This window comes from Nonomuraea sp. B1E8, from assembly GCF_039871515.1.
GTDB lineage: Bacteria > Actinomycetota > Actinomycetes > Streptosporangiales > Streptosporangiaceae > Nonomuraea.
Genome location: NZ_JBDPLS010000005.1, coordinates 158,677 through 184,600 on the forward strand (window position 1 = coordinate 158,677; position 25,924 = coordinate 184,600).

General features: G+C 69.7%; 25 protein-coding genes. 10 read left to right on the forward strand and 15 right to left on the reverse strand.

Going from position 1 to position 25,924, the window contains the following annotated elements:
• Window positions 1-277 precede the first annotated feature (277 nt).
• From ABGA98_RS18745 to ABGA98_RS18760, 4 genes are read right to left on the reverse strand one after another with little or no spacing between them, the layout of a single operon-like run.
• Window positions 278-1,894 carry an ABC transporter permease gene (locus ABGA98_RS18745; RefSeq protein ID WP_347619605.1) on the reverse strand — a complete coding sequence of 539 codons (1,617 nt, stop codon included), beginning with the start codon at window positions 1,892-1,894 and terminating at the stop codon, window positions 278-280.
• Window positions 1,891-2,781: an ABC transporter ATP-binding protein gene (locus ABGA98_RS18750; protein WP_347619606.1), complete on the reverse strand. Its 891-nt coding sequence runs from the start codon at window positions 2,779-2,781 to the stop codon at window positions 1,891-1,893. Before ABGA98_RS18750 ends, ABGA98_RS18745 begins: the two co-directional genes overlap by 4 nt.
• Before the next feature lie 8 nt (window positions 2,782-2,789).
• On the reverse strand, window positions 2,790-3,998 hold the full coding sequence (locus tag ABGA98_RS18755; protein WP_347619607.1) for a cytochrome P450: 1,209 nt from the start codon (window positions 3,996-3,998) through the stop codon (window positions 2,790-2,792).
• Window positions 3,999-4,007: 9 nt separating this feature from the next.
• Window positions 4,008-4,664: a TetR family transcriptional regulator gene (locus tag ABGA98_RS18760; protein WP_347619608.1), complete on the reverse strand. Its 657-nt coding sequence runs from the start codon at window positions 4,662-4,664 to the stop codon at window positions 4,008-4,010.
• A 259-nt stretch (window positions 4,665-4,923) separates the two neighbouring features.
• Here ABGA98_RS18760 and ABGA98_RS18765 point away from each other — a divergent pair, with 259 nt between their 5' ends.
• Window positions 4,924-5,304, forward strand: a complete 381-nt coding sequence (locus tag ABGA98_RS18765) for a hypothetical protein (protein WP_347619609.1) — start codon at window positions 4,924-4,926, stop codon at window positions 5,302-5,304.
• Window positions 5,305-6,789: 1,485 nt separating this feature from the next.
• Here ABGA98_RS18765 and ABGA98_RS18770 read toward each other — a convergent pair.
• The 3 genes from ABGA98_RS18770 to ABGA98_RS18780 form a co-directional block, all read right to left on the reverse strand.
• On the reverse strand, window positions 6,790-7,176 hold the full coding sequence (locus ABGA98_RS18770; protein WP_347619610.1) for a DoxX family protein: 387 nt from the start codon (window positions 7,174-7,176) through the stop codon (window positions 6,790-6,792).
• Window positions 7,177-7,268: 92 nt separating this feature from the next.
• Window positions 7,269-7,742, reverse strand: a complete 474-nt coding sequence (locus ABGA98_RS18775) for a carboxymuconolactone decarboxylase family protein (RefSeq protein ID WP_347619611.1) — start codon at window positions 7,740-7,742, stop codon at window positions 7,269-7,271.
• 84 nt (window positions 7,743-7,826) lie between these two features.
• Window positions 7,827-8,705 carry a sigma-70 family RNA polymerase sigma factor gene (locus ABGA98_RS18780; protein WP_347619612.1) on the reverse strand — a complete coding sequence of 293 codons (879 nt, stop codon included), beginning with the start codon at window positions 8,703-8,705 and terminating at the stop codon, window positions 7,827-7,829.
• A gap of 196 nt (window positions 8,706-8,901) precedes the next feature.
• On the opposite strand from ABGA98_RS18780, the gene ABGA98_RS18785 reads away from it, so the two are divergent.
• Both ABGA98_RS18785 and ABGA98_RS18790 read left to right on the forward strand, forming a co-directional pair.
• Entirely contained in the window at window positions 8,902-9,741 is an 840-nt protein-coding gene (locus tag ABGA98_RS18785; RefSeq protein ID WP_347619613.1) for an NAD(P)H-binding protein, read from the forward strand.
• 459 nt (window positions 9,742-10,200) lie between these two features.
• A complete protein-coding gene (locus ABGA98_RS18790; protein ID WP_347619614.1) occupies window positions 10,201-10,470 on the forward strand; it encodes a multicopper oxidase domain-containing protein in 270 nt (89 codons plus the stop codon).
• Window positions 10,471-10,534: 64 nt separating this feature from the next.
• On the opposite strand, the gene ABGA98_RS18795 is transcribed toward ABGA98_RS18790, so the two are convergent.
• From ABGA98_RS18795 to ABGA98_RS18805, 3 genes are all read right to left on the reverse strand, one after another.
• Window positions 10,535-10,780 (reverse strand): hypothetical protein, encoded by a 246-nt coding sequence (locus ABGA98_RS18795; protein ID WP_347619615.1) that lies wholly within the window; start codon window positions 10,778-10,780, stop codon window positions 10,535-10,537.
• Between the two features lie 183 nt (window positions 10,781-10,963).
• Complete coding sequence (locus tag ABGA98_RS18800) at window positions 10,964-11,563, reverse strand: hypothetical protein (protein WP_347619616.1); 600 nt, start codon at window positions 11,561-11,563, stop codon at window positions 10,964-10,966.
• Complete coding sequence (locus ABGA98_RS18805) at window positions 11,554-13,659, reverse strand: molybdopterin-dependent oxidoreductase (protein WP_347619617.1); 2,106 nt, start codon at window positions 13,657-13,659, stop codon at window positions 11,554-11,556. The genes ABGA98_RS18800 and ABGA98_RS18805 overlap by 10 nt, the downstream gene beginning before the upstream one ends.
• Window positions 13,660-13,939: 280 nt before the next feature.
• Here ABGA98_RS18805 and ABGA98_RS18810 point away from each other — a divergent pair, with 280 nt between their 5' ends.
• Both ABGA98_RS18810 and ABGA98_RS18815 read left to right on the forward strand, forming a co-directional pair.
• Entirely contained in the window at window positions 13,940-14,212 is a 273-nt protein-coding gene (locus ABGA98_RS18810; protein ID WP_347619618.1) for a hypothetical protein, read from the forward strand.
• Entirely contained in the window at window positions 14,209-15,375 is a 1,167-nt protein-coding gene (locus tag ABGA98_RS18815) for a hypothetical protein (RefSeq protein ID WP_347619619.1), read from the forward strand. Before ABGA98_RS18810 ends, ABGA98_RS18815 begins: the two co-directional genes overlap by 4 nt.
• Window positions 15,376-15,485: 110 nt before the next feature.
• Here the strand turns inward: ABGA98_RS18815 and dacB are convergent, their stop codons facing one another.
• Window positions 15,486-17,087, reverse strand: coding sequence for a D-alanyl-D-alanine carboxypeptidase/D-alanyl-D-alanine-endopeptidase (dacB, locus tag ABGA98_RS18820; RefSeq protein ID WP_347619620.1), 1,602 nt, complete (start codon window positions 17,085-17,087; stop codon window positions 15,486-15,488).
• A gap of 201 nt (window positions 17,088-17,288) precedes the next feature.
• On the opposite strand from dacB, the gene ABGA98_RS18825 reads away from it, so the two are divergent.
• The 3 genes from ABGA98_RS18825 (at window position 17,289) to ABGA98_RS18835 (ending at window position 20,644) form a co-directional block, all read left to right on the forward strand.
• Complete coding sequence (locus ABGA98_RS18825) at window positions 17,289-18,377, forward strand: serine hydrolase domain-containing protein (RefSeq protein ID WP_347619621.1); 1,089 nt, start codon at window positions 17,289-17,291, stop codon at window positions 18,375-18,377.
• Between the two features lie 19 nt (window positions 18,378-18,396).
• Complete coding sequence (locus tag ABGA98_RS18830; RefSeq protein WP_347619622.1) at window positions 18,397-19,875, forward strand: S41 family peptidase; 1,479 nt, start codon at window positions 18,397-18,399, stop codon at window positions 19,873-19,875.
• Between the two features lie 184 nt (window positions 19,876-20,059).
• Window positions 20,060-20,644, forward strand: coding sequence for a DinB family protein (locus tag ABGA98_RS18835; protein WP_347619623.1), 585 nt, complete (start codon window positions 20,060-20,062; stop codon window positions 20,642-20,644).
• Between the two features lie 82 nt (window positions 20,645-20,726).
• Here the strand turns inward: ABGA98_RS18835 and ABGA98_RS18840 are convergent, their stop codons facing one another.
• Both ABGA98_RS18840 and ABGA98_RS18845 read right to left on the reverse strand, forming a co-directional pair.
• On the reverse strand, window positions 20,727-21,212 hold the full coding sequence (locus tag ABGA98_RS18840) for a pyridoxamine 5'-phosphate oxidase family protein (protein ID WP_347619624.1): 486 nt from the start codon (window positions 21,210-21,212) through the stop codon (window positions 20,727-20,729).
• A 16-nt stretch (window positions 21,213-21,228) separates the two neighbouring features.
• Window positions 21,229-22,647 (reverse strand): MFS transporter, encoded by a 1,419-nt coding sequence (locus ABGA98_RS18845; RefSeq protein ID WP_347619625.1) that lies wholly within the window; start codon window positions 22,645-22,647, stop codon window positions 21,229-21,231.
• Between the two features lie 106 nt (window positions 22,648-22,753).
• Here ABGA98_RS18845 and ABGA98_RS18850 point away from each other — a divergent pair, with 106 nt between their 5' ends.
• Window positions 22,754-23,248, forward strand: a complete 495-nt coding sequence (locus tag ABGA98_RS18850; RefSeq protein WP_347619626.1) for a helix-turn-helix domain-containing protein — start codon at window positions 22,754-22,756, stop codon at window positions 23,246-23,248.
• Window positions 23,249-23,508: 260 nt separating this feature from the next.
• Here the strand turns inward: ABGA98_RS18850 and ABGA98_RS18855 are convergent, their stop codons facing one another.
• Window positions 23,509-24,309, reverse strand: a complete 801-nt coding sequence (locus ABGA98_RS18855; protein WP_347619980.1) for a hypothetical protein — start codon at window positions 24,307-24,309, stop codon at window positions 23,509-23,511.
• A 109-nt stretch (window positions 24,310-24,418) separates the two neighbouring features.
• Between ABGA98_RS18855 and ABGA98_RS18860 the strand changes: the two genes are divergently transcribed.
• Window positions 24,419-25,246, forward strand: a complete 828-nt coding sequence (locus ABGA98_RS18860; protein ID WP_347619627.1) for a helix-turn-helix transcriptional regulator — start codon at window positions 24,419-24,421, stop codon at window positions 25,244-25,246.
• Window positions 25,247-25,331: 85 nt separating this feature from the next.
• Here ABGA98_RS18860 and ABGA98_RS18865 read toward each other — a convergent pair whose 3' ends face one another.
• A complete protein-coding gene (locus ABGA98_RS18865; protein ID WP_347619628.1) occupies window positions 25,332-25,892 on the reverse strand; it encodes a CGNR zinc finger domain-containing protein in 561 nt (186 codons plus the stop codon).
• Window positions 25,893-25,924 lie beyond the last annotated feature (32 nt).

Here is a 25,924-nt window from a genome sequence, read left to right on the forward strand (position 1 = left end):
GAAGCCAGATGATCCGGGCGATCGCCAACCGGATGAAAGACTCTCTACTCGGGCTCACTCCAGCGATACCAAGGGCCCTGCCAGTGTTCGTAGAGAGCCTCGCCCTCAGGCTCAGGCGGCTCGCCCTCAGGGGCTTCAGGCGAATCCGGCAGTGCCGAAAAACCCGGTGCCGTCGATACTGGCAGCGGCGAGCATTGACAGCTGTTGGCCGATGCCACCTGCGTGGCTGCGATCGCCAGGCGGACGGGGCAGGGCACGCTTTGGCTCCGTCAGGGGCCTATTTGTCATGCAGATCGCGGCTGCGGAAGCCGTACAGGCCGATGAGAAGCAGGCCCGCCGCGAGCGCCGTGAGCATCACCAGCGGGGCGAGGCGGAAGTCCTCGACCGGCATCCGGGGAATGTGGTCGAACGGGGACAGCCCCCGCGCCCAGTCCGGCAGGTCCGCGCCCCAGAAGCGGATGACCGCGCCGAAGGCGAGCACGGCCCATGCCAGGGCGACGGCCCTGGGCGCGAGCCCGAACAACGTGGCGGCGACCCCCAGCAGGAAGAGGATCTCCGGGGTGCGGGCGATCACGGCGGCGGCCGCCGCTCCCGCACGGGCGGCGTCACCGAGCGCCAGGGCGGTGCCGGCGGCCATGGACAGGCCGGACACCATCAGCAGCGCGACGGCGGCGAGCCCGGTGGCCAGGAGTGACGAGCCCAGCCAGGCCCATCGGCCGGTCGGGGTGGCCAGCAGTGGCGCCACCCGCCCGCGGTTCTCCTCCGTCCGCAGTCGGGTCGTCGCCAGGACCGTGAAGATTCCGACGAGGAAGGACATCCCGACCCCCATGAGGCTCAGGTAGCCGCCTACCACGTCCGGGTCGCCGCCGAGGATCTCCTCGGCCACACCCTCGCGCATCGAGCCGGCGAGCCCGCCGAACACCAGGCCGGCCGCGATCAGGGACCCGCCCCACCACAGGATGGACGCGCGCTGGAGCCGGAACGCCAGCGCGAGGGGTGAACGCAGCCCGCGGGCCGCCCGCGCGCGGCCGGAGCGCGAGGCCACCAGCCCAGCACCGAGGTCCCGTCGCGCCGACAGCGCGTACGCGACCGCCGTCAGAGCCGTGCTGAGCAGTACCGCCAGAACCAGTGGCCACCAGCGCCCGTCATCCGCCACCCGGGTGAGCTGCGCCCACCCCATTGGGGAGAGCCACGTCAGCCAGCCGCCTTGAACGTCTTGGACGGCGCCTACGGCGCGGAGCAACCACACGACGGCCAGCACCGCGCCCGCGATTCCGACCGCGGCCCTGGAGTGCTCGGTGAACTGCACGCTCACCGAGGTCACCGCGGCGAAGACGAGCCCCATCGCGGCCGTGGCCGCGCCGAACAGTAGCGCGTCGCCCGCGGTCATTCCGACGCCCACCCCCGCCGCGGTCAGCAGCAGGGCTAGCACCATGTTGGTGAGGACGGCGACGAGGAGCGCGGCCGTGAGTGCGGCCTGCCGGCCGACGACCGCAGCGCGCACCAGCTCGGCCCGGCCGCTCTGTTCTTCGGCGCGGGTGTGCCGGGCAATCAGCAGCATGCTCATCAGCGCCGCGCCCAGCAGAAACTCCGGGAAGTAGGCGTTGACGAGATATTTCAGGACCGTGGGGTTCTCCATGCCGAACAGGGGCCCGGAGAACAACCGCAGCATGGGGGCGTCCATCATCTCCGCGCTGGCGCGCAGGGTTTCGGCCGTCGGGTTCGTCGCGTTCACCACGCTGGCGAAATAAGGGAGAAACAAGGTGATCCCGAGCGTCCATGTGGGCAGCTTGACGCGGTCCCGGCGCAGGGCCAGCCGCAGCATCGCCCTGGTGCCGGTCAGGGCGCCGCCGGGCGAGGCGGCCGTGCGGCGGCCGACGGTGGTGGCGGTCATGCGGCTGCTCCGTTGCCGTAGTGACGCAGCATGAGCTCCTCCAGGGTGGGGGGATGGCTGGTCAGCGCCAGGATGCCGAAGGCTCCCAGATGTTTGATGGCGCCGTCCAGGTGCTCGGCGTCCACGCTGAACCGCACCTGCCCGTGCTCGGTCTCGGCGTTGTGGACGCCGGGGAGCGCGGCCAGGCCGCTGACCGGGGCGGCGGTCAGGGCTTCTACCGTCGTGCGGGTGAGATGGCGTAGCTCGGCCAGCGTGCCCGCCTGTACGATCTTGCCCTGTCTGATGATGCTGACCCGGTCGGCCAGCTTCTCCACCTGGGAGAGGATGTGGCTCGACAGCAGGACGGTACGGCCGGCCGCGTGCGTCTCCGCGACGATCTCCTGGAAGATGGCCTCCATGAGCGGGTCGAGACCCGACGTCGGCTCGTCCAGGATGAGCAGTTCCACGTCGGCGGCGAAGGCGGCCACGAGCGCCACCTTCTGCCGGTTGCCCTTGGAGTAGGTGCGGGCCTTCTTGGTGGGATCGAGTTGGAAGCGCTCGATCAGCTCTTCGCGGCGGGTCTCGTCGAGGCCGCCGCGCAGGCGGCCGAGCAGGTCGATGACCTCGCCGCCAGTGAGGTTCGGCCACAGCTCGACGTCACCCGGCACGTACGCCAGCCGCCGGTGCAGCTCGGTGGCGTCGATCCATGGATCGCCGCCCAGCAACTCGGCGCGGCCGGAGTCGGCGCGCGCCAGGCCGAGCAGGATCCGGATGGTGGTGGACTTGCCCGCCCCGTTGGGGCCGAGGAAGCCGTGGATCTCCCCTGTGCCGACGGTCAGGTCGAGCCCGTCCAGTGCACGGGTGGGGCCGAAGTCCTTGACGAGGTCGCGGGTGGTGATGGCGGTCATGGGGCGGCTCACCACTCCACCGGGAGGCTCTTGGGGCCGAAGAAGGCCGAGTCGTCTTTCATGGGGATCTCCTGTGCGGGCACTGCGAGGCGCAGGCCGGGGAACCGGTCGAAGAGCGCGGGCAGCGCCGCGCGCAGCTCTACTCGGGCCAGTTGCTGGCCCAGGCACTGGTGAATGCCGTACCCGAAGGTGAGATGTCCTCGGGCCGGCCTGGTGATGTCGAACTCGCCGGGGCGTTCGAAGCGGGCCGGGTCGTGGTTGGCGGCGCCGACGAGCAGCTCGACGGTCTGGCCCGCCCTGATCAGCTCGCCGCCGATCTCCACATCCTCCAGCGCCGTGCGCAGCATGCCGCTGGGCCCGGTCAGGAAACGCAGCAGCTCTTCGACGGCGTTGTCAATCAAGGTCGGGTCGCGGCGCAACGCCTGGACCTGGCCGGGGTGCTCAAGCAGCGCGAACGCCCCCAGCGCCAGCATGCCGGAGGTCGACTCGTATCCGGCCGCAAACAGCAACAGCCCGATGGAGGTGAGCTCCTCGTCCGAGAGGCCACCGTGGTTGATCAGACTGCTGTAGACGTCGCTGGTGGGGTTGTCACGCTTGTTCGCGATCAGCGGCGGGAAGACGCCGAGCATGGTCGCGTACGCCTGCTGGATCTGCTCCTGCGACGACTCCCCGTCGAGCGCGGTGGCCGCGGCCTGCCGGAACACGGGGAGGGTGGATTCGGGGATGCCGAGCAACTCGCAGATGAGCAGCGCGGGGACGGGAACGCACAGGGCGGTGACCAGGTCGGAGGGTGGCCCCGACCGCTCCATGGCGTCCAGGCAGTCCCCGGTCACCTCGGCGATCCTGGCCTCGAGCCGCCGCATCCTGCGCACGGTGAACTCGCCGACCAGCAGCTTGCGGTAGCGAGTGTGCTCCGGCGGGTCCATGCGGACGAACATCCCTGGCGGCGGCGGCGCGGTGAACACAGCCTGCGCGCCGGCGTTGGGCATCGTGACCGGCGGGTGGGCCACCTCGCGCCGGATGCTGAAGCGGCTGTCGGCGAGGATGGCCTTGACCACGTCATAGCCGGTGGCCAGCCAGCCCTGGTGGCCGTCGGCGAAGGCCATGGGCCGGAGCGGGCGCTCGCTCCTGAGCGTGGCGATGATCTGCGGCGGATCGAAGAGGCCGGGTCGGGTGGTACGCGCCGTCCAGGGGAGCTCGATGGCGCCCTCTGTCATATCGCACTCCTAGAAGCGTGGTTGGGGTGTCTTGTCGTGGATTTTTTCGAGGGCCTCGCGCAGCGAGGCGGCCGTCTCCGGGGTGAGTACCGGGTGGGAGTGGATGTCGAGGAGGACCAGCGCAAGCAGGTGCGCACCCTCTGGGGTGGCCAGGTCGGCGCCCAGCCCGCGGGAGACGTGCTGGTACAGCACCGGCACGATCAGGCTCATCGCGGTAGCGACGGTCGCGCGGGCCTTGCGACTGGCGTACGGGGGATCAGGGCGAGACTTGTCGACCTCCGCCAGCCATTCCTCGTACACCTGGACCATTTCGTCGAACAGCGGCGCCGCCCACCCCTCGGCGAGGGCCCGCGCGAGATACCGCTGGTACGGCCCGAACGCGGCCAGCGCGGAGCCGACCGGGTTCACGTCGGCAGCCGTGGAGTCGGCGCGTGTCTCGTCGCCCAGCCGGCGTATCTCCTTGAGGAGATAGTCGTCGCACGCCTCCCGCAGCGCCTGTTTGGAGCCGAAGTGGTGGCGCACCAGCCCCGAGGAGACCCCCGCAGCCTCGGCGATGCCGCGGATCGTCGCCCTTTCGAACCCGTGCTCACCGATCTGCCGCAGTGCGGCGTCCCTGATGCGGGCGCGAGCCGTCAGATCTTCCAGGTCTGCCTCGATCCTGGCCATCATCACACTCCTACACAATCGGATATTTTACTATACACGCGTGTAGTCTGGCGCTCTACGTCGACATCGAGGCCATCGGCCGCATCGGCGGCAGCGCCGAGGTCTCCTCCGGCCCCATGCTCGTCGTCGGCGCCATCGGCCTGGCCGTCAACCTCGTAGCCCTGCTGCTGCGCTCGGGAGCCGGCGAAAGCCTCAACGTCAAAGGCGCCTACCTCGAGGTCGTGCCGGTTCGGTCGGCGTCATCGCAGCCGGCTGGCTGGTGTCCACCACCGGCCAGCCGTTCTGGGACACCTTCGTCGCCCTGGCCATCGGCGTCTTCGTCGCCGTGCGCGCCATCTCCCTCGGACGGCAGGTCTTCGCCGTGCTGGGCCAGCACGTACCCGAGGGCCTCGACGCCGGTGCCGTGGCCCAGGACCTGGCCTCCATCGTCGGCGTCCGCGACGTGCACGACCTGCACCTGTGGACACTGACCTCCGGCATGAACGTGGCCACCGCCCACCTGGTCACCGCAAACCTCAGCGACAACCACGCCGTCCTGGACCAGGCCCGCGACCTGCTGCGCCACTGCCACGGCGTGGCCCACGCCACGCTTCAAGTGGAACCGACCGACCACCGCGGCTGCGACGAACTGGACTGGTGACCCACCGCAGGCCCCGGCGACCCATCGCTTCACATCGACACCTCACCCGCCTACCGGAGAAGACCATGGCATCCCCCTCACCGGCCCCGCTCCCGTTCAGGCCGGGCCCGCCACACCCGGCGCCTGGCCCTTCCTGCTGCCCTTCGCCGTGTACGTGCTGCACACACTGGAAGAACTGCAAGGCTTCGCTGCCTGGGCCAGCCGCCACTTCGGCCCCGAGACCACCAGCACGTTCGCCTGACCTGGGAGGTCACCGCGGTCGGAGCGGGGGCGCGCATCGACATCGTTGCCGAGGACGTCCCGGACGGCATCTCCGCGGAGGACCACGCCGCGGGGCTCGCCTCTTCCCTGACGAATCTCGCCGCCCACGTGGAGCAGTAGCCCGCGCTGATGCTGCACTAGCGCATCAGGCAACGTGCCCTCTTGTGATGTGACGCGCCGTTCGGGTGCTGTCCTGGGCGGCGCGCGGCCATCAGGCTGTTGCGGGTGGCAGAACGAGTACGTGTCCGTGAGATCGACGGCGCCTGCCCCACGCTGATGAGACGCCTCTGGGCAGGCCCCTTACGATCGCCATCCGGGAGGTGCGACCACTCGCCTTAGAATCGGCCCCAACCCATCACCTGCCACCATCGCGTCAACGGCCGATGGCCCGCGAGACCTTGCACCACCCCGTCGCCGCCCACGGCGTGTCCGCCTCCACCCTTGACCGACAGTCGAACTTGGTGCTGCCCCAAATGTTCGCCTCGTTCGGCTGGAAGCATGGGGGGCGTCCTTCCGAGTGTTATGACAGCGGTGCTTGAGGCGCGTACGCAGGCAGTGCCTGCTCGGCTGCCGTCGCTAGGGTTGCGACCTGCTCGGCGGTGTATCTGCGGGGACGGCGGGTGATGGAGCCATGCAATCGAGAGGCGCGCAGGATGGTGGTGCCTCCGGTGTTGATGGCTCCCCACCGGGGTAGGCGGGCGCCGTGTACGGCGATGATGGCGACGACGTCTACCGGTTGTCCGGTTGCTCGGCGCAAGGCTTCGCCGGCGGCTCGTGCCTCGAACACCACGGGGCGTACGACTTTGTCGATCGGGTGCGGCCCAGGACGTGGTCTGCAGGGAACGCGCCCCGTAGTCGCCACCGATGCTGTCGATGACCAGGTCGACGTCGCGGACCGTTGCGGCGAAGTCCTCCTCGGTGTAGTCGATCACCTCGTCGGCGAGGAGCCAGACGCTCCCGTGGGCATTTGGCGATCTCGGGCGCATTGCCCCTTTTCGTAAGGGATCGACGGAGTCGCGTCAGCCGTTCGACGGCGCGCTCTTCAGCCAGCAGCGCTGCGTCGTGGTCATCGCTGGCTACCTTCACCGCAGCCGCCCGGTCATGTCGCCGACCAGGGCGCACAGAAGCTCATCGAGCACGCCCCGCCCTGTCGCTGCCCTTCGGCGAGTGCGCCCACCCGCAGGAGCGGATCGCGGCCCGCATCCCGCCCGGGTGACGGGCCGGTCAGCCGGTGAAGGGTTCCAGTGCGAAGCGGCCGATCGCCACGAAGGCGGCCAGGGCAAGGTAGCTCCCGTCCACCAGCGCGGCTTTGGTCTCGCCACGACGGATCCGCATGATCACGGCGCCGGCCATGAGCAGCGTCAGGCCGCTAGCCGCCAGCGGTACCAGTACCGGCGCGATGCCGAGCAAGGCGGGCAGGATCAGGCCCACAGCACCGAGGACCTCGAGCGCTCCGATGGCCTTAAGGGTGCCGGGCTTGAAGTCGAGGACCCAGCGCGCGGCGTTGGCCATCTGGGCCATCTTCTCCCGTGGCACGAACAGCTTCCCGAAGCCGGAGAACAGGTAGAGGGCGGTCAGCAGGCCGGTGATGATCCACAGTGCGATGTTCATGAGTCTTCTCTTTGGCAGAGTGTCTGGGGGTGGCGGCCGCGATGCGGACCCGGGGTCCGGGTCCGCCTGAGAGCCTGAGGGAAAGGCCCGCGTCAGAGGAACTGCTGCCCGGGCTGGTAGTCCCCGCCGGGCGTCCGGGTGATCACGTTCAGCCGGTTGAAGGCGTTGATCGTGCAGATCAGGGCCACCAGCGCCATCATCTGATCCTCGTCGAAGTGCTTGGCCGCGTTCGCCCACGCCTCATCGGTGATGCCGCTGGAGTCGGCGAGGCGGGTGCCCTGATCGGTGAGTTCCAGCGCCGCCCGCTCCGCCTCGGTGTAGACGGTCGTCTCCCGCCATGCCCCGACCAGGTTGATCCGCACCGTGCTCTCGCCGGCGGCCGCGGCGTCCTTGGTGTGCATGTCAAGGCAGCCGCCGCAGCCGTTGATCTGGCTGGCGCGGATCTTCACCAGCTCCTGCACCGCCTTCGGCAGCGCCGAGTCGGTGATGACCTTGTTCGACGAGATGATGTACTTGGCCCACTTCGACCCGACCTCGGTACCCATCCAGTTGATCCGGGTTTCCATCGCGGTCTCCTTCGTCTTCGGATACTTGCACCACTACGACGAAGAACCCGGCCAAGACGTAACAACCCATGCGACGGACGTGCGCTACTCGGGTCGCGCGGGCAGATTCATGGCGTCGAGGAGCTTGCGGTCGCTCACGGTCAGGAGCTCGACGATCCGGCCGTCGACCACGGTGCACCCCACCACGCCGAGCACCTTGCCTTTCGCGCCCCAGACCACGAACCCGGGCTCGCCGTTGACCAGAACCGCCAGCGCCGAGGTCATCGACCGGATGCCGCGCAGGATCGGACCGGCCACCTCGGCCGCCCCGACCGTGGTCAGCACGCCCTGCGGGTGGTACGTGCGCCAGGTCACCTGCGGATCGAGCAGCCGTACGAGCCCTTCGAAGTCCCCGTTGCGCGCCGCGGCGAGAAATGCGTCGACCACGGCGCGCTGCCGCCGCGGCTCCTCCTGCCGCGACGCGCCCTGCACCTTCCGGCGGGCCCGGCTGGCGAGCATCTTGGTCGCGTCGGCGGACCGGCCGATGATCTCGCCGATCTCGGCGAAGGACACCGCGAACATGTCATGCAGAACGAACGCCAGCCGCTCGGTAGGCGTGAGGGTGTCGAGCACCACCAGCAGTGCCAGCCCGACCGATTCGGCGAGCATCACGTCGTCCTCTGGTGCCGCCCCGCCGTCCACCGTCACCACCAGCTCGGGCAGCCAGTCTTCGTACGACAGCTCAGCCCGAGTCTTACGCGAGCGCAGCGCGTCGATGCAGACCCGGCCGACTACGGTGGTCAGCCAGGCGGCCAGGTTGTCGATCCCGGCCGCGTCCTGCCGCGCCAGCCGGATCCACGCCTCCTGCACCGCGTCCTCGGCGTCCACCCGCGACCCCAGCATCCGGTAGGCGACCGCCACCAGGCGCTCGCGCTGCTGTTCGAAGGCTCCCGCCAGTGCTTCGTGAGGACCTGGTCCGGCCATGTCGTTACCTTCCTTGCGCGAATTCCGTCATGGTCATGACGCGACCGAAGGCGTCGAGGTAACCACGCAAACGATCCACACGCCTCGTGAAACTTACCGCTGACCTCGAATCCACCGGACGGCTGGTCGAGTGACGCGATCGTCACCGACCGGCTCCCCGCTCAAAGAAACCAAGAAACTAAAGGAGATCCCCACCATGATCCTGGTAACCGGTGCCACCGGAAACGTCGGTTCCCACGTCGTCCGCCAACTCCTGGAGGAGGGTGAGAAGGTCCGCGTCATGACCCGCAACTCCAGCGGCCATGCGTTCCCTGACCAGGTCCAAGTCGTGACCGGCGACCTGACCCAGCCGGAAACCCTGCCTGAGGCACTGTCCGGCATCGAGCGGGCCTTCCTGTTCCCCGTTTTCCAGGGAGTCGACGGATTCCTCGACGTGGCCAAGCGAGCCGGCCTGCGACATGTCGTGATGCTGTCCTCGGTGTCCGTCACGTGGCCCGAGCCCGGCTGGGTCGGCGAGATGCACCTGCGGCTCGAACGATCCGTCGAAGCGTCCGGGTTGGCGTGGACCTTCGTGCGGCCCGACGGGCTCACGACCAACGACCTGATCTGGGCGCCCCAGATCATCGCCGGCGATGTCGTACGCGGACGCTACGGCGAGGCCGCGACGGCCCCGATCGACCCGCGCGACATCGCCGCGGTCGCCGTCCGCAGCCTCCTCGACGGGCGTGCCGGCGAGGGGTACTCGGTGACCGGACCGCAGTCGCTGACCCAGATCGACCGCGTGCGCGTCATCGCGGAGACCATCGGGCGGCCGTTGCGGTGGCAGGAGCAGTCCGAGGACTGGTTCCGGGACCAGATGGCCCGCGCCGGCATGCCCGCCATGGGGATCGACGATTACGTCAACTTGCTCACCGCGAGAGTCGGCAAGCCCACGGAGATCCTGCCGACGGTCGAACAGGTCACCGGCCGACCGCCCTTCACCTACGCACAGTGGGTCGCCGACCACGCCGCCGCCTTCGGCGCGGTGTCGGCCTGACGGATTGGCGGCAGCTGCCGGCCTTCGCGCATGTCCCGAAGGCGAGCCCGGCGGCACCAGCCGACTGTCAACCGAAGCCGTCTCTCATCGACAAAGTCAGGTCTTGGCATGTCGCCGCGGTGCGCGGTATTTCCGCTGGTCGCACGCGCCATGATCATGCCTTGACCGTGGCGGGAACGCTATTGACACCCTCCGCGCGCGAAAGAGCGCCCCGCGTCGGCGAGGCGCTCTTTCTGCTGCTGTTCTGTGATGCAATCTATACGGGGGCTCCCTCGTTCTGCTCTGAGCACGTTCCATGCTGAATTCGCTGGTGACGGGGTTATCCGGAGGGTATTGAACTTGATCAGTTTCTCCTGCGGAACACTTTCTTCCCGCGTGCATGGCCACTATCGCCGGCACGGGCGCGGGTCACTGCGGCGACCAACAAGGTCGAGTCCTACAACGGGTTTTCCAAGCGACGTGCAGTTCCAGGTGGTGTCGGTCGGTGGCGCGCCACCCCCGCCGGAACTGCGCGGCTGGAAGGACACCGTGCACACGCCGCCCAACGTTCCCGTCCGCATCGCCCTGCGGTTTCGCGGAGAACCGGATCCGGCGACGCCCTACATGTTCCACTGCCACATCCTCAACCACGAGGATCAGGGCCTCATGGGCCAGTACGTTGTCACGGCGCCCGGCCGGTCCGCAGGCCGGTCCCCGGTCCGGTCCGCGCCGACCCACCACCAGCATTGATGACCGGATTGCGGCATCTGAGAGGCTGGGGTGGCGGTACGCCGGGTTGTGGCCCTCAGGGGCTTCAGGCGAATCCGGCAGTACCGAAAAACCCGGCGCCGTCGATGGCGAAACGTACTCCGCCACGGACCCTCTCGGCCCGTTCGACCGGGAACAGCCCTATCCATTCGTCGTCCGCGGGCAGCGGCGCGCCGTGTGAGAAGGCTTGGGAGCGGCCGTCGAGGGCAGCTCGGGACAGGGCGAAGCGCGCCTTCAGGGGCGCACCCACGTATACCAGGCCGCAAACCAGCAGAACGATCAGGGGCGGCATGCGTGTAGTCGCCGTCTACCGAGATCATCGTGGAGGTGTCGACGCCGGCTCCGGCCAGCCACAATGTGTGGGTCGGCGCCAGTTCCCGGAACCGCGCCGAGTAAGGGTCAAGCTCGCCGGATCCGCAGTCCAGGTGAGCCAGTTGCAGCAGACGAGCGAGGCTCTCGCGCCTTACTTGTTCGATCAGCCCCGGGCGTGCTCCCTCTCGTGGCCGGTGGGCGGGACGCCGCGCATGATGGTCTCGGCGGCGTGCCTCAGCCACGCGCCGCCGTCCTTTTCGGGGCGAGGGCGGGCCAGGGCGTCGAAGAGCACACCGTCGAGCTGCGCCACCAGCATTCGTGCCGCGTGCCCCGCGTCCGGCACCCCTGCCGCCCGCATGCCGCCCGCGGCCAATCGGACGAACCGCTCGCCGGCGGCGTCGAGTTCCTGTCGCAGCAGGGCGCCGTCCCCGGCGTCGAGGTACAGCTGCATCCTCGCGCGGGTCCTCGTCCTGGCCGCACCCAGCCAGTGCTCCAGCAGGCTGACCAGCGTGGCGGTGGCCTGTTCTCTACTGCTCCACGCGTCGGGCGGGAGCTGTCCGAGCGAGGTCTCCTCCAGCTCCAGCATGCGCTTCAGAACCCCTTCGAGCAGCGCGCGCCTGGTGCGGAAGCAGCTGCTCGTGCTCCCGGGCGGCAGTCCGGCCCGCGTGTCGACGGCGCGGTGGGTCAGACCTCGCATGCCTTGCCCGGCGATCACCTCGATGGCGGCGTCCGCCGCTCGTTGCCTGCGCGTCCTCACCCGCATCGCTCCACGGTGACCGGTACCCCGTTGAGCACGGCCGTGCCGCTGACCTGATCGAGGAGGCGGGGGTCGGTGAGGGAGTTGACGCTGGAGCCACGCACCTGGCGGGCGACCGACAGCCGGACGCCGGGGAGATCATGGCCATATCCGTGCGGCAGGCTCACCGTACCCGGCATGATGTCGGAGTCGGCGCTCGCCTCCACCGTCAGCTCGCCCGCGTCTGAGCGCACGCTCACGAGGTCGCCTTCGGCCAGCCCGCGCGCCGCCAGGTCATCGGGATTCATCAGCAGGTGGTGGCGTGGTTTTCCCTTCACCAGCCGGCTGGAGTTGTGCATCCACGAGTTGTTGCTGCGCAGGTGCCTGCGCCCGATCAGGAGCAAGGTGCCCGGCTGGACCGGCCGCAGCAGCTCCGTGACCGCGTCCTCGGCCGCCGTCAGCAGGACCGAGGGGGCGGCGCGTACCCGCCGGCGCGGGGTCTGCAACCGCCGGGGCAAGCTGGGCCGTAGCTCGCCGAGGTCCGCTCCCTGGGGCAGGCGCCGCAGCCGGGCCAGCGACAGACGGTACGGGCCGGTGCGGAGACCCAGGTCCACGATGCGCTCCGGGCGCATCCTCAACATGAGAGCCGAACGCCACGCGCCTGACCGCACCAGCCGGCCGTACCTGCGCCCCAGCTCGCGGAGGATCTCCCAGTCATGGCGGGCGCCGGGCGGCTTCGGGAGGACGGCAGGCAGGTAGCGGGCGGTGTTGCGGACGGCGAGCAGGTGGAAGACCAGGTCGTAGTGGTCGCGCTCGAGCGGCGCCGACGGCGGGAGGATCACGTCGGCGTGCCGCGTCGTCTCGTTGACGTAGAAGTCGACGGACACCATGAAGTCCAGCCCGGCCAGCGCCTCGTCCAAGGCGGGCCCGGCAGGTGTGGACAGCACCGGATTGCCCGCCACCGTTACCAGGCCGCGCACCTGCCCGGCGCCGGGCGTGCGGATCTCCTCCGCGAGCACCGCGACGGGCAACTCGCCGCCGAACTCGGGCAGGCCACGTACCCGGCTGCGCCACCTGCCCTGGTGCCCGGGGTCGATCTGCCTGGTCCTGATCGGGTCGACGGCGGGCCGGGTGAACATCGTCCCGCCGGGGCGGTCGAGATTGCCGGTGACGATGTTGAGCAACTGGATGCCCCACTGGCACAACGTGCCGAACCGCTGCGTGGACACGCCCATCCTGCCGTAGCAGGCGGCGGCCGGCGCGGCGGCGAACTCCCTGGCCACCCGCCTCACCGTGCCCGGCTCCACCCCGGCGACGTCCTCGACCCGTCCAGGCGTGAACGGCTCGAGGACGTCGCGGACCTCGTCGAGCCCGTCCACGTACGCGGCGGGCCTGGCCAGCCCTTCCTCCAGGATGACCCGTACCATGCCCAGGATCAGCGCGGCATCGGTGCCCGGCCGGACGAAATGGTGCTCACCGCCGAGCCTGGCCGTCTCGGTCCTGCGCGGGTCGAACAGAACCACCTTGCCGCCCCGTGCCTGCAGCGCCCGGATCCTACGTCCCATGCCCGGCGCCGTCATCAGGCTGCCGTTGGAGACGGCCGGATTCGCGCCGAAGACCAGGAAGTACGCGGTGCGATCCAGGTCGGGGACCGGGAGCAGCCACTGGTTGCCGTACAGCAGCCGGGCCACCACCTGGTGAGGCAACTGGTCGACCGAGCTCGCGGAGAACCGGTTACGCGTCCCGAGCAGGCTCGCGAACGCCGGGGCGTGGGTCATGGCCCCCAGGCTGTGGGTGACCGGGTTGCCGAGATAGACCGCGACAGCGTCCGCGCCGTGCCGTCGCCGGATCCGTGCGAGCTCCCCCGCGACCAGGTCGAACGCCTCCTCCCAGGAGATGTTCCGCCAGCCGTCCGCGGTACGCCGGACGGGCGAGCGCAGCCGGTCGGGGTCCTCCTGGAGATCGGCCAGGGCGAGCGCCTTGGGGCAGATGTGCCCGGCCGACAGCGGATCGTCCTCGTCACCGCGGATGTCAAGGACCCTGTCGCCAGACGTGGTGACGCGCAGAGCGCACATCGCCTCGCACAGGGTGCACCGACCGGGCCGGATGATCTCCTCCGTCATGACTACGTTTGTAGCACCCCCCGCTACAGACGTAGCAGCCGCCCTCTCGAACTCTCGATGCGATGGAACGCCGCACATCAGCCGCCGACAAAGCCCGAACGCGTCCTGAGCTTGCTGCCGGAACATGGGTGACTGCCTCGCCTACGCCCTCGACCAACCCCTGCTCTTCAAGGCGAGGACTTCCCCCACACCGACATCACCCCGGCACAGCCCTGACGGTCCAGCATTCCCTCTGCCCAAGCGTGATCACCAGGGTTCCTCGTGGGAGTATTGTGCTTCTGTGACTCGCCCCCCTGACGATCACCTGGATGAGCTGATCGAGCTGGCGATCGTGGACGCCTGCACCGATGATGAGCAGTTCTCCGGCTTCCAGGTGATGATCGACGACAACGTGGCGGTGCCGTTCGACACGGCTGTGCTCGGACTTCGGGTCACCGTCACCGCGATCGACTTCGTGGCGGGCCGGCATCCTCGGCCTGCCGCTGCCCGACCCGCCGCCGGCCGGTGCCGAATGGATCCACGCGTTCCGAGGCTGGGCCTGGTGAGAGCATGAGCGAATACCAGTACTACGAGTTCCTGGCCATCGACCGGCCGCTCACCGGCCAGCAGCAGGCCGAGGTCCGCGCCCTGTCCACCCGGGCCCACATCACCGCCACCAGCTTCACCAACGAATACCACTGGGGCGACTTCCACGGCGACCCGTCCCGCATGATGGAGCGTTACTACGACGCCCACCTGTACCTGGCCAACTGGGGCACCCACCGGATCATGCTGCGCCTGCCCAAGGCCGTGCTCGACCTCAGGCAGGCCGAACGTTACTGCGTGGGTGAGCAGGTCAGCGCCTGGACCAGCGGCGCACACCTCGTCCTCGACTTCACCAGCGAGGCGGAGGAGGAGTCCTGGGAAGACGACGTCGAACGCTCGCTGTCGGCGATCGTCGGCATCCGCGCCGAGCTGGCCGCCGGTGACCTGCGGCCGCTCTATCTGGCCTGGCTGTCGGCGTACGGGGCGTGGGAGCGCGACGAGGACGCCTTCGACTACGAGGAAGAGGACGAACTGGAGCCGCCCGTCCCACCCGGGCTGGGTTCGCTCAGCGCACCGCAACGGGCCCTGGCCGACTTCCTGCGCCTGGACGACGACCTCCTCGAGGCCGCCGCCGAAGCCAGCCAGCCGGCGCGACCCGTACAGCATGATCGGCAGGCCCTGGCCGCCTGGATCGGCGCTCTGCCCGCCAAGCGCAAGGACGCGCTGCTGCTGCGGGTAGCCGAGGAGGACGCCGCGAACGTTCGCTGGGAGCTGCTGGGGGAGTTCGGTGGAGAAACCACCGATCGAGAGGTGGAGACGGGGCGGACGGTCGCCGAGTTGCTCGACGCCGCCGCGGCCCGCCGCCACGACCGTGAGCGGCAGGAGTCGGCCCGGCGCGCCGAAGAGCAGGCCCGCCGGGAAGAGCAGCGACGGCAGGCCCGGGAACTCCACCTGAACCGGCTCGCCCAGGACCTCGAAGCAGCGTGGGACCGGGTGGAGACCTCCATCGGCACCAAGAAGCCCCGCGAATACGACCAAGCCGTCGAACTCCTGCGAGACCTGCACGCCCTGGCCATCCGCGACGATCACGCCGGCGCCTTCACCCAGCGCCTCACCCACCTCCGGCAACGACACCAGGGCAAGCCCAGCCTCATCAAGCGACTTGACGACGCGGGCCTCACAGCCGAGTGACCGGCGAGGCGACCTGCCGGTAGGCGGACGGGCTGGTGCCGCGGTGACCCTTCCACCAGCCCGTCGAACGGCACGGCCCTTGCACTGGCCGCGGTTGCACGCCCGGGACACTAGCCGCTCTGGGTGATGTACGCCGCCGCGGCGATCTCCCCCAACGCCTGCCCGGTCACCTTGGACATCTCCCTGGCCGCATCGGCCGACGCGGTCTGGATGCCCACGAAGGCCGCGAAGGTCAGCCGCCGGCCACCGGGGAGCTCCACGTACCCGGCCAGGGCCTGGCGGTTCATCCACGTGCCGTCCTCGTTTCCCAGGCTCGTGCCGGTCTTGGCGTAGACGTGGCCCGCCGCCGGCGAGTCGGGCTGGATGTTCTTGAGGGTTCCGTCCCGGCCGAGGATCGGGAGCGCGTCGCGGTAGAGATGGAAGTGCGGTTGCCGCGCCATGTAGGCCAGGAATTCCACGAAGTACTGCGGCGTGTAGCGGTTCTGCGCCGACCCCGGGGGTGCCGGGTCGAACCCTGCCTTTTCGAACAGCTCACGCCGTACCCGCTGCCCCGCCGCCTTCGGATCGTCCGGGTCCCGCCCGGCGATGGCCCCGATCAGGTACGGGAACACCTCCGTATGCAGGTTGCTGCTGACCTTGAGCATGGGCTTGAGCTGGTCGGACAGGGCCGGAGAGAGATGCTCGGCGACCAGGCGCCGGGCACCGGACCCGGTCGTGGCTCCTCGCCGCGCGCCGACGTGCACGCCCTTGTCCCGCAACAACCGTGCGAAGATCGTCTGGGCGAAGGCCGCCGGTTCCGGGACGAAGTACGCGCGGAACAGGCCGGGGCTGTCGTCGGGGATGTCGCCGGTCAGGCTCACCGTACGGGTGCCGTCGGGGTGTCGTACGTCGTCGGCGAAGGCGAGCGGGCGCGCGGAGGCCGCCTCGGCGGCGGCGATCGTGCGTACCTCGTTCACTATGCGGACGTAGGAGGAGCGCGGGGAGATGTCCAGGACGGCGGGCATTCCCGGGCGGCTGCCGGGTCCGACGGAGACGTCCACGAGATTGTCGTTGAGCATGACCGGGGAAATGGTGGCCGTCACGCCGTTGGCCAGGTTCTCGGTGCCTTCGCGGTAGAGGGTGCCGTCCACCAGCACCCGCCCCTCGACCCGCTTGATCCGTGTCGCCACCTTGGCCGCGAGCCGGCGGAGCTCCCGCACCGGGTCACCGCTGACAGGTCCCGCCCCAGGAGTGGTGTGGTAGGTGTGGTCCGGGTCGGGCAGGGCCAGGCTCCCGTCGGGGCGCAGCCGTCCCGCCAGCAGCAGGTCGCCCCCCGCCACCAGCACGAGGTCGCCGTGCAGCACACCGCCGCGCACGGGTCCGGTCCGGTAGACGCGGGTGGGCAGGCGCCGGTCGTGCCCCAGCGTCAGGAACGCCGTGCCGCCGACGAAGACTTTCGATGAGGACCCGGCGACGAACGGCTCGCCGGTGTTGAGCGCGTAGATCGACTCTCCGGTGTCCGGCGCGTGGAACTGCGCCCCCCAACGGGCGCCGCCGAGAGCGGGCCGCGCCATGATCTCCTCGATCCTGCGCGCCAGGTCGGTATCGGGAGCGGCCTGGACGGGCCGCGGGGCGGCGGTGAGGGTGCCGGCCAGCGGAACGGTGCCCAGTAAGCCGAGGACGGACCGCCGCGACGGTTGCCAGGTGTCCAGCTGTGTCGGGTTCGTGGCCACCGGTTTCTCCTTGTTCGTTGGGAACCCCGATCCGAAGGACCCGCTCGGGCTCTTCGGCGAGGCGCACTTCGCCGACGCATTGAACCGTGGCGGCTTGTTTCCCGGCCGTTTCGTGCCGGCGCCGGAGGCGGAAACGAGGAGGAAACAGCGGAACGGCTACACAGGGCGGCGAACGTCCGCACCAGAGGAAGGGCCTGTGCAGTGAACCGAAGAACGGCGATCGGGCTGGCGTGCTCGATCCTGGCCCTGGGCCTGGCCGCTCCGGCGACCGCCGCCGCCCGGCCGCGGACCGGCGACGTGCAGCAGGCGGTGGACGCCTTGGCGAAGACGCCGGGAGTGGTGGGAGCCATCGGGGAGGCGTACTACGACGGCAGGCGCATCGACGGCGGCACGGCCGGCTCGCGCCTGATCGACGGCAAGGGCGGCAGGATCCCCACCGGCGCCCGCTACCGCGCCTGGTCGCTGACCAAACAGTTCACCGCCACCGTGCTGCTGCAACTCGTCAAGGAGGGCGAGCTCGGCGTGGACGACAAGCTGAGCGCGGTCCTGCCGGTGACGGCCGAACAGGACCTGGTCGAGCGGGCCGGCGAGATCACCGTACGGCACCTCCTCCAGCACACCTCCGGCATCCCCGACTACACCGGGCACCCGGACCTGAGGCCCTTCGACGACCTCACCACCCGGCACTCCCCGCTCGACCTGGTGAAGATGTCTCGCGGACAGCCCAGGCAGCAGGAGCCGGGTGAGCGGTTCAGCTACTCCAACACCAACTACATCCTGCTCGGGGCGATCATCGAGAGGCTGACCGGCCATAAGCTGGCCGTGGAGTTCCAGCGGCGGCTGCTCAAGCCGCTCGGGATGAACCGCTCCTACCTGCCCGTCGGGCCAGGGCAGGGCATCAAGGGGCCCCACGGGCACGGCTACTACCCCGGGCCGGACGGCACGCCGCGCGACGTGGACCGGATGAACACCACCAGCCTGTGGGCGGCCAGCGGCCTGATCTCGACCTCGCGCGACCTGACCACGTTCTACCGTGCGCTCGCCGAGGGGCGGCTGCTGCCTGCCGCGCTCCGGGAGGTGATGAGGTACCCGGTGGAGGAGCAACCCGTGTGCGGCGGCTCGATCGGCCTGTACCGGGGTTCCGGGCCCGGCGGGCTGGCCATGACCTTCACCTCCGCCGACGGCCGCCTGCAGTTCGCGGTGTCGGCGACGACCAGCATCGCGGGCCAGGGCCAGGTGCGTCCGGCTTTGCAGAAGGCCGCCGAAGCAGTGCTCTGTCCTGGCAAGTGAGAAAAGCAGGGAGTAACCCATGCGTACACGTTTGAGCAGGAGCACGTTCTGGTCCCGGGCCGCGGTGGTGTGCACGCTGCTGCTGGCCGGTGCTCCTGCGGTCGGCAACGCGGACCCGGCCGGCGCGGCTGAAGCCACGAGCGCCGGCCAGGCCCCGCCACCCTGCGCCGAAGCCTCCAGCCAGTCCCCGTCCGGCCGGACACCGGCACCGACCCCGGCGGCCACCCAGGTCAGCACCATCGGGCAGGCATACACCTGCATCCTCGATCACTACTTCGCCCGCGACCGGCTGAACCACCGTGACCTTCTCGCCGCCGCCTTCAGCGGGCTGACCGTCGAACTCGACCGGCAGGGCCTCGACCGGTCCGACGCCATGATGCCGCCGCTGAGGGGCGACCGGGCCGCCGACTGGGCGACCTTCGCCGCCGTCTACGAGCGCATCACCGCCGCCCTGCCCGCCGACGCGACGCGACGACAGGCGGTGGCCGCGGCGACGATCAACGCGATGGTGGGCAACCTGCACGACAACCACGTGCGCTGGTCCCGCATCGCGCCCCCGCCAGGGGAGCCACGCGAGATGTACGGGCTCGGCATCGCCACCTCCTACACCCCCTACCACGCCGCCCACGCACCACAACGAGCCCAGGCACCGCTGCACATCACCGCCGTCACCGGCGGGCCGGCCGCCGAGTTGCGTCTGCGGCCCGGCGACGTCATCCAGTCGGTCAACGGCGCACCTCTGTTCGCCGGAGGGATCCTGTCCACGGGCGCGCTCGGCCTGCTCCACCCGAACTCGGCCGCCGACGACCCCGTACGCCTGTCCCTGCGCCGCCCCTCCACCGGCCGTACCTGGACCGCCGCCCTGAAGCCCGAGTGGTTCACCCCGACGGCTCGCAACGTGACGCCCACGCTGCTCGGCGGCGACATCGCCGCCATCCGCATGGGCGCCTTCAGCCCCGGCGTCGCCGACGAGGTGCTGGCGGCCGTGGCCGACCTGGGCGAACGCGCCGACCTGCGCGGGGTCGTCCTGGACCTGCGGGGCAACACCGGTGGCTCGCCGGCGGAGGTCGCGCGCCTGCTCGGCGCATTCGCCCACGGCAAGATCACCGGCTACAACTGCGACCCCGGCGGCACCTGCACCCCGCATCGCACCGACGACACCGTGCCCCTCCTCAAGCTGCCCCTGGCCGTCCTCACCGACGGCCTCTGTGCCTCCGCCTGCGACCACTTCACCGGCGCGGTCAAGCATCACAAGCTCGGGCCGGTGATCGGCACGCGTACGTCGGGGATGGTGTCGGGGGTCGCGTACCCGTACGTCCTCGACGACGGCAGCACGCTACGCCTGCCCACGCACTACGGCCTCGGCCCCAACCGCGAGATCGTCAATGGCATCGGCGTGCCACCCGACCACATCGTCCCGCGGACCGCCGAAGACCTGTCGGCCGGCCGCGATCCGGCCATGACCAAGGCCCTCGCTCTGGTCGGCAAGGTCTCCTGAACCGGCGAACGGCGTCCTGTCCTGAAAGTCGTCTCCTGATCTGGTCGCCATCGGAGAAGGCTCAAGCGGCACATCGCATGGTGGCAGGCAGGGTCCCGGTAGTGCTGATCGAAGCCATCTACGCCGCACAAGCTGCGACGCCTTCCGGACGCGGAACGTCCGGAACGGGGTCTACCGTCGCGACATGACCAACAGCGATTACTGGTGGGAACCGCCCCTCGCCGGCACCGAGGCCGAGCACCTCCTCGGTGCGCTCGACCGCCTGCGCACAACCTTTCGCTGGAAGACCGACAACCTCGACGCGGCCGGGCTGCGGACCCGCATCGGCGCCTCCTCGCTCACGCTGGGCGGCCTGCTCAAGCACCTCGCACGCGCCGAGGAGCAGATGTTCAGCACCGTACTCAGCGGCGCGCCGCTCGGCGCGCCGTGGGACACCGCAGACTGGAACGCCGACCCCGGCTGGGACTTCAACTCGGCCGCCGACGACGCTCCCGAGGACCTATACGCGCTCTGGGACGCCACCGTCGAACGGTCCCGGGCGAGGCTCGACGCGGCCCTGACCACCGGCGGACTCGACCAGCTCGTCCACCTCTCCAACGCCGACGGGCGCCATGTGAGCCTGCGCCGGCTGCTCTGCGACCTGATCGAGGAGTACGGGCGGCACACCGGGCATGCCGACCTGCTCCGCGAGGCCGTGGACGGGCTGGTCGGTGAGGACCCTCCGGCTGGATGGCACACGAAGTCCAACCGGCCACACCTCCGCAATTAGCCGCTGTACCGACCACAGCTGCAGACCAGCTGCCCTGTCCCGGATTCCGGAACAGGACGGCTCGGCGATGTCCCCAGGTCGTTCAGCGTTTCCCCGGCGCGTACCAGATTCTGCTGTGCAGGTCGCTGCCCCTGATCACTTGTACGCGCCACGGCTCCAGCCGCAGCACGTGCAGCTTGGGGTCGCGCGGGTCGGTCCAGAAGTTGCCCAGGTTGTAGCCGGCCCCCTGGGGGCTCGTACGCAGATAGAGGCCCCACACGTGGTACTTGGTCTCCAGGTCGTCGGCCCAGGTGGCGACGGTGTCGACGCTCACCGCGTTCTGCCGGGGCGTCCAGTAGGAGAACGTGCTGTGCGGGTTGCCCGCCAGGTGGGCGGCCTTGACCGGTGTCCTGTAGGTGGCGAGCCAGCCTAGCGGCCGGCCGTCGACGTTCTCCCAGACGGGGATCAGTACTCGCGCGCGGGGTCGTCCCTTCTGGTCGACCGTGGTCATGGTCGCGTACACGATGTCGCCGATGTAGGCGTCGAACTGATCCTTAATGTCGGCGAACGACGTCACGTGTTTGGTCAATATCGTCTCCCTGCTGCTAAACGGTGGCGGGGGCGGACTCTTGGGCCGGTTCGGGGGAGGCAACGGGGGTCCGCAGGCCGAAGGCCATGACTGCCGCGCCGAGCAGCGCCGCCACCAGCGGGACCACCAGTGCGGTCCGCAGCGCGTCCAGACCGGTTCCGGCGGAGACGCTGACCGCGGTGACGGCCGACAGCCCGAGCGCCATGCCGAACTGCATGGCCGTGTAGAGCAGACCGCCCGCCAGACCGTGCTCCTCCTCCTCGACGCCCTCGGTCGCGGCCATGGTCAGCGGGCCGTACGCCAGCGCGAAAGCCAGACCGAGCAGGAGCAACGCCGGGAGCATGGCGGTGTAGGCCCAGTCCATGCCGACGGGCAGAAACAGCGCGTACGCGACCGCCGCGAGCACGATGCCGCCGAACAGGACTCGCGCGTTTCCGAAGCGGTTGACCAGGCGTGGCGTCAGCGTGGGCGCGAGCACCGTGTCGATCCCGATCACCAGCATGGCCAGGCCGGTCTGCATCGTGCTCCAGCCGCGCACCTCCTGGAAGTACAGGGTGGCCAGGAACTGGAAGCCGGCGAACGCCACCAGGAACAGCAGCGCCGCCACGTTGACGCGCACGAGCGACGCCTTGCGCAGGATACCCAGCCGCACCAGCGGTGACGACGATCGCCGTTCGATCGCGACGAACAGCCCGAGCAGCGCCAGCCCTGCGACGAACGTCGCAACAGTCAGGAGAGGCCCGTCACTGGGGTGCTCCAGCCGGACCACGCCGTACACCAGGAGCAACATGGCACCGGTGATGGACAGCGACCCCGCCAGGTCGAAGCTGCCCCGAGCCCGCTTGCCGCCGGTGTCGCGCAGCAGGGCCAGCGCCGCCACCAGGATCAGCGCGGACAGGATGACCGGCGCGAAGAACACCCACCGCCAGCCGAACGAGGTGAGCACGCCGCCGGCGACCAGCCCGAGCGAGAACCCGCCCGCCGCCGTCCCCGCGTACACGCCCAGCGCCTTGGTGCGTAGGCGGCCCTCGGGAAAGTTGGAGGTGATCAGCGCCAGCCCGGCCGGCGCCATGAACGCGGCTGCCACCCCCGTGACGAACCGCGCGGCCAGCAACATCCAGCCTTCGGTGGCGAACCCGCCGAGCCCGGAGAAGAGCAGGAAGACACTCAGCCACACCACGAACATCCGCCGGTGTCCCAGCAGGTCGGCGGCGCGGCCGCCCAGCAACATGAACCCGCCGTAGCCGAGCACGTAGGCGCTGACCACGCCGCTGAGCATCCCGGTGGACAACCCCAGGTCGGCGCGGATCGACGGCAGCGCCACGTTCAGCATCGCCACGTCGATCCCCTCCAGGAAGATCGCGGCGCACAACACCAGCAACACGCCCCACGCACGCGCTGTCATGCGTGCGGGCCCGCTGACGGAATCCGACATCGGAGTCCAACCTCTCTGCATCGGAAAACCGATCCGCAGACGGTTCCCCAATGGCCTCTTGGTTCCTTCTTGTAAGTGACAGCATCGTCAGGCACTATCGATGAGCATGGAAGACGGCACTTTCAAGTCCCTCGGTTACTGCGGTGATACCGGCATCGACGAGGACGTTCTCCAGTGGGACCAGCGCGCGGAGTGTGAGGTGCGGCATATTCTCGACCGCATCGCCGACAAGTGGTCGCTTCTGATCATCGCGCTGCTCGACAAGCAGAGCCTGCGCTTCAGCGAGCTGAGCCGCGCGATCGATGGGGTCAGTCAGCGCATGCTGACCCGTACGCTGCGGCATCTGGAACGCGACGGGCTGGTGAGCCGGACCGTGCATCCCACCGTCCCGCCACGTGTGGACTACGAGCTGACCCCGATGGGCGCGACCCTGCACAGCACCATCAGCGCCCTCGTCATCTGGACCGAGGAGCACCAGAACGCCATCGCGGCCGCTCGCGCCGCCTACGACAGGAAAGTGGTGGCCGAACGGGAGACCGCGGAACGCCTGGAGGCCGAACGCCAGGCCGTCGCCCACGTGGCCCTATCAGGCAGGGGCTGACCACCACCACGCCCCGAGCGGCGGCAGACGATCAGGATGACGACGGCCACCAGGCCGATCACGCCCGCACAACCCGCGTCTCCGGAAGGTGGTCGCGGGTCCGGCTGATCCGGCCGCCGGTTGGGCGGCCGGCCGGCCGGTCGCCCGGGTTCAGGCCGTAGCGACCGGCACCGCCGTCCTTCCGGTCCCGCTTGGTGCCGTCCCAGTGATAGCGGTTTCCTCTCCCGTCCCGGTACCAGCCGGGTTCTTGTCCCCGATGGTCAGCCGATCCAGACCGAGGCGTACACGCCGTCCTCGACGTTCACCTGCACCGGGCGCAGGCCGCGCGCCACCAGGCTGTCGAACCTGCGCTGGTAGGCGGAGCCGGAGGTGTCGATGTAGTGGTACCAGGGCCGGACACCGTCCTTGCGGTAGATCGCGGCGAACCGCGCCCCTCCCGGGCCCACCGCCACCGCCGTCGGGCGAAACCCCTCGGCGGTGCGCTCGTCGAAGAACTTCTTGTGCCCGGCGGACGACTTTCCGTACGAGTAGTACCATCCGCCTCCCTGGCTCTGCCGCCAGACCGCGACGTACCGGGGATCCGACGGCGTACCGTACACATCAATCGAGACCGGTACGTACCCATCCGCGTGGGCCTTCCGGTTGTGGGCGGCGAACTCTGCCCCGGTGAGCCCCATGCGGGAGAAGAACCGTTCAGTGCGCTTCTCCCACAGTGCGGCGAACGTCGCACGGCCGGCCGGACCCGTCGCGGACACCGATATCGGCTGGTACCCCTGCGCGAGGTAGTCGTCGAACCGCGCCTTGAAGCCCGCTTCGGACATCCCGCTCCGCGAGACCCAGGCTCCACCTCCGCCCTTGACCCAGACAGCCGCATACCTCGGCCCTTCCGAGACGCTCACCGTGATCGGCCGGTAACCCCGGCTGCGCAGGCTCTCGAAATGGGCCTGGTGCGCGCTCTGGCTCGCGCCGGAATATGCGCGGAAGGCCACCCCCGTGGCGGCGTGTGCCGGCGCCGCGACACCGCAACTCCCCATGGCGACCGCAACCACCGCCGCGAACATCCTCTTCACTCGTGCCTCCTCAGACGGCCGACTTGCCCAGTACGGCTCATCCTTGTCACGCTTTGATTGATCACCACCGATCAGCTGTTTGATCAACGAGGCAGGGCAAATGGGCAGGCCAGAACGGAAACTCGATCCTGACAGCGGGTTGATCGAACGCTTCGCACATGACTTACGCCAGCTGCGCGTCGCGGCAGGGCAGCCGACCTACCGGATCATGGGCTCACGGGTCGGTTGCTCGCCGAGCAAGCTCTCAGAAGCCGCGAAGGGGCTCCGGCTGCCCAGCCTGGCGGCGACCCTCGATTACGTACGTGCCTGCGGCGTGACGGACACGGCCGAGTGGGAGCAGCGCTGGCACGAAGTCAACGGCCAGATCCAGCAGCATGCCCAGACCGCCGGCGAACCCGGGCCCGGCGAGTCGGCCACGGCGGACGAAGCCCATGGCCAGGAGCCGAGGCCACGCGCTCTCTGGAAGGTCGTGGCGGTCGTCGGTACGGCGCTGGCACTCGTCACGGCCAACGCGGCGTTCATCTGGGCCTCGGGCGATGCCGTACCGGACATACCCACGCGGTGCCGCACGCCTCTCGTGACGGCGCGCCCGCCGATATCGATGCAACCGTGTGTCGCGGTGACCGACGGCGCCGTGGTCACCTCCCTCGACCTGCGCACGGTCCGCGCGGTCGACGGCGCGGTCGCCTACGTCTGGTTGCACAACGTCAAATCCCGCGCACCGCTGGCGAAAACCCTCCGTACGTGCGAACTCGGTGTCTTGGCAGCAGGTCAGGCGCGTACGTGCGGACCGTTCTCGCACGAGGTGCCGCCTGGACGCTACACCACCGCGGTCGCGGTGGAGCTGGGCCCGCGACAGAGCGAACCGCCGCACTGGCGCCGCGGCGCCACCGGAACGCAGAGCCAGCAGGTCGACACCGAGTCCTGACCGCCACGCAGGGCCATTACGGCCACGGCGAGGTCACGGGAGCGCAGGGATCCTTACCCGGACACCAGCCAATGGGGCATCCCGGTCAGCGGGCGGCCGAGCGGGCGCGGTAGGCCGCCGCCTTCGTACGGCTCTGGCATGAGCGGGAGCAGAACTGGCGGACCGCGTTGCGTGAGGTGTCCACGTACACTCGGTCGCACCGCACCGCCCGGCAGATGCCGAGGCGGCCGCCGAGGTCGCTGCCGATGGCCAGGGTCAGGGCGGACGCGATGCCCGCGCTCCACCCCACTGCGAGGGTGTCCTCGGCGCCATGGAAGTGGACCTGCCAGGGCTCGCCGGGCGCCCGGTCCAGTTGCGGGCGCGCACCCGTGCTGATGACGAGCGCGTTGACGATCGTGGCCGCCTCGTCGTCCTGGTGAGTGTGCATGGCTTCGAAGACCCGCCGGACCTTCAGCGCCGTCTCAGCCAGGTACAGGGCCTCCTCTGGCGTGACCTGCACGTCTCCGGGCAGGACCGCGTCGATCGCGGACGGCAGTTCCTCGCCCTTCGGGGCCACGTACGGCCTACCGCCGTCGTCGCCGTCGGTCAGGGCGTTCACGAGCGATACCGCGGTGTCGAGCAGGATCGCCACGTGACTATCGAACATCACTTGACTGGTCACCTCCAACGGCCTAGGTT

Excerpts from the sequence above, each read along its gene's own strand:
- ABGA98_RS18835 (WP_347619623.1), top strand. The coding sequence starts at position 20,060 with ATGACCAACAGCGATTACTGGTGGGAACCGCCCCTCGCCGGCACCGAG.
- ABGA98_RS18865 (WP_347619628.1), bottom strand. The coding sequence starts at position 25,892 with ATGTTCGATAGTCACGTGGCGATCCTGCTCGACACCGCGGTATCGCTC.
- ABGA98_RS18815 (WP_347619619.1), top strand. The coding sequence starts at position 14,209 with ATGAGCGAATACCAGTACTACGAGTTCCTGGCCATCGACCGGCCGCTC.
- ABGA98_RS18830 (WP_347619622.1), top strand. The coding sequence starts at position 18,397 with ATGCGTACACGTTTGAGCAGGAGCACGTTCTGGTCCCGGGCCGCGGTG.
- ABGA98_RS18775 (WP_347619611.1), bottom strand. The coding sequence starts at position 7,742 with ATGGAAACCCGGATCAACTGGATGGGTACCGAGGTCGGGTCGAAGTGG.
- ABGA98_RS18755 (WP_347619607.1), bottom strand. The coding sequence starts at position 3,998 with ATGACAGAGGGCGCCATCGAGCTCCCCTGGACGGCGCGTACCACCCGA.
- ABGA98_RS18745 (WP_347619605.1), bottom strand. The coding sequence starts at position 1,894 with ATGACCGCCACCACCGTCGGCCGCCGCACGGCCGCCTCGCCCGGCGGC.
- ABGA98_RS18770 (WP_347619610.1), bottom strand. The coding sequence starts at position 7,176 with ATGAACATCGCACTGTGGATCATCACCGGCCTGCTGACCGCCCTCTAC.
- ABGA98_RS18845 (WP_347619625.1), bottom strand. The coding sequence starts at position 22,647 with ATGTCGGATTCCGTCAGCGGGCCCGCACGCATGACAGCGCGTGCGTGG.
- ABGA98_RS18855 (WP_347619980.1), bottom strand. The coding sequence starts at position 24,309 with ATGTTCGCGGCGGTGGTTGCGGTCGCCATGGGGAGTTGCGGTGTCGCG.
- ABGA98_RS18800 (WP_347619616.1), bottom strand. The coding sequence starts at position 11,563 with ATGCGGGTGAGGACGCGCAGGCAACGAGCGGCGGACGCCGCCATCGAG.
- ABGA98_RS18860 (WP_347619627.1), top strand. The coding sequence starts at position 24,419 with ATGGGCAGGCCAGAACGGAAACTCGATCCTGACAGCGGGTTGATCGAA.
- ABGA98_RS18805 (WP_347619617.1), bottom strand. The coding sequence starts at position 13,659 with ATGACGGAGGAGATCATCCGGCCCGGTCGGTGCACCCTGTGCGAGGCG.
- ABGA98_RS18760 (WP_347619608.1), bottom strand. The coding sequence starts at position 4,664 with ATGGCCAGGATCGAGGCAGACCTGGAAGATCTGACGGCTCGCGCCCGC.
- ABGA98_RS18795 (WP_347619615.1), bottom strand. The coding sequence starts at position 10,780 with ATGCCGCCCCTGATCGTTCTGCTGGTTTGCGGCCTGGTATACGTGGGT.
- ABGA98_RS18750 (WP_347619606.1), bottom strand. The coding sequence starts at position 2,781 with ATGACCGCCATCACCACCCGCGACCTCGTCAAGGACTTCGGCCCCACC.
- ABGA98_RS18850 (WP_347619626.1), top strand. The coding sequence starts at position 22,754 with ATGGAAGACGGCACTTTCAAGTCCCTCGGTTACTGCGGTGATACCGGC.
- ABGA98_RS18785 (WP_347619613.1), top strand. The coding sequence starts at position 8,902 with ATGATCCTGGTAACCGGTGCCACCGGAAACGTCGGTTCCCACGTCGTC.
- ABGA98_RS18780 (WP_347619612.1), bottom strand. The coding sequence starts at position 8,705 with ATGGCCGGACCAGGTCCTCACGAAGCACTGGCGGGAGCCTTCGAACAG.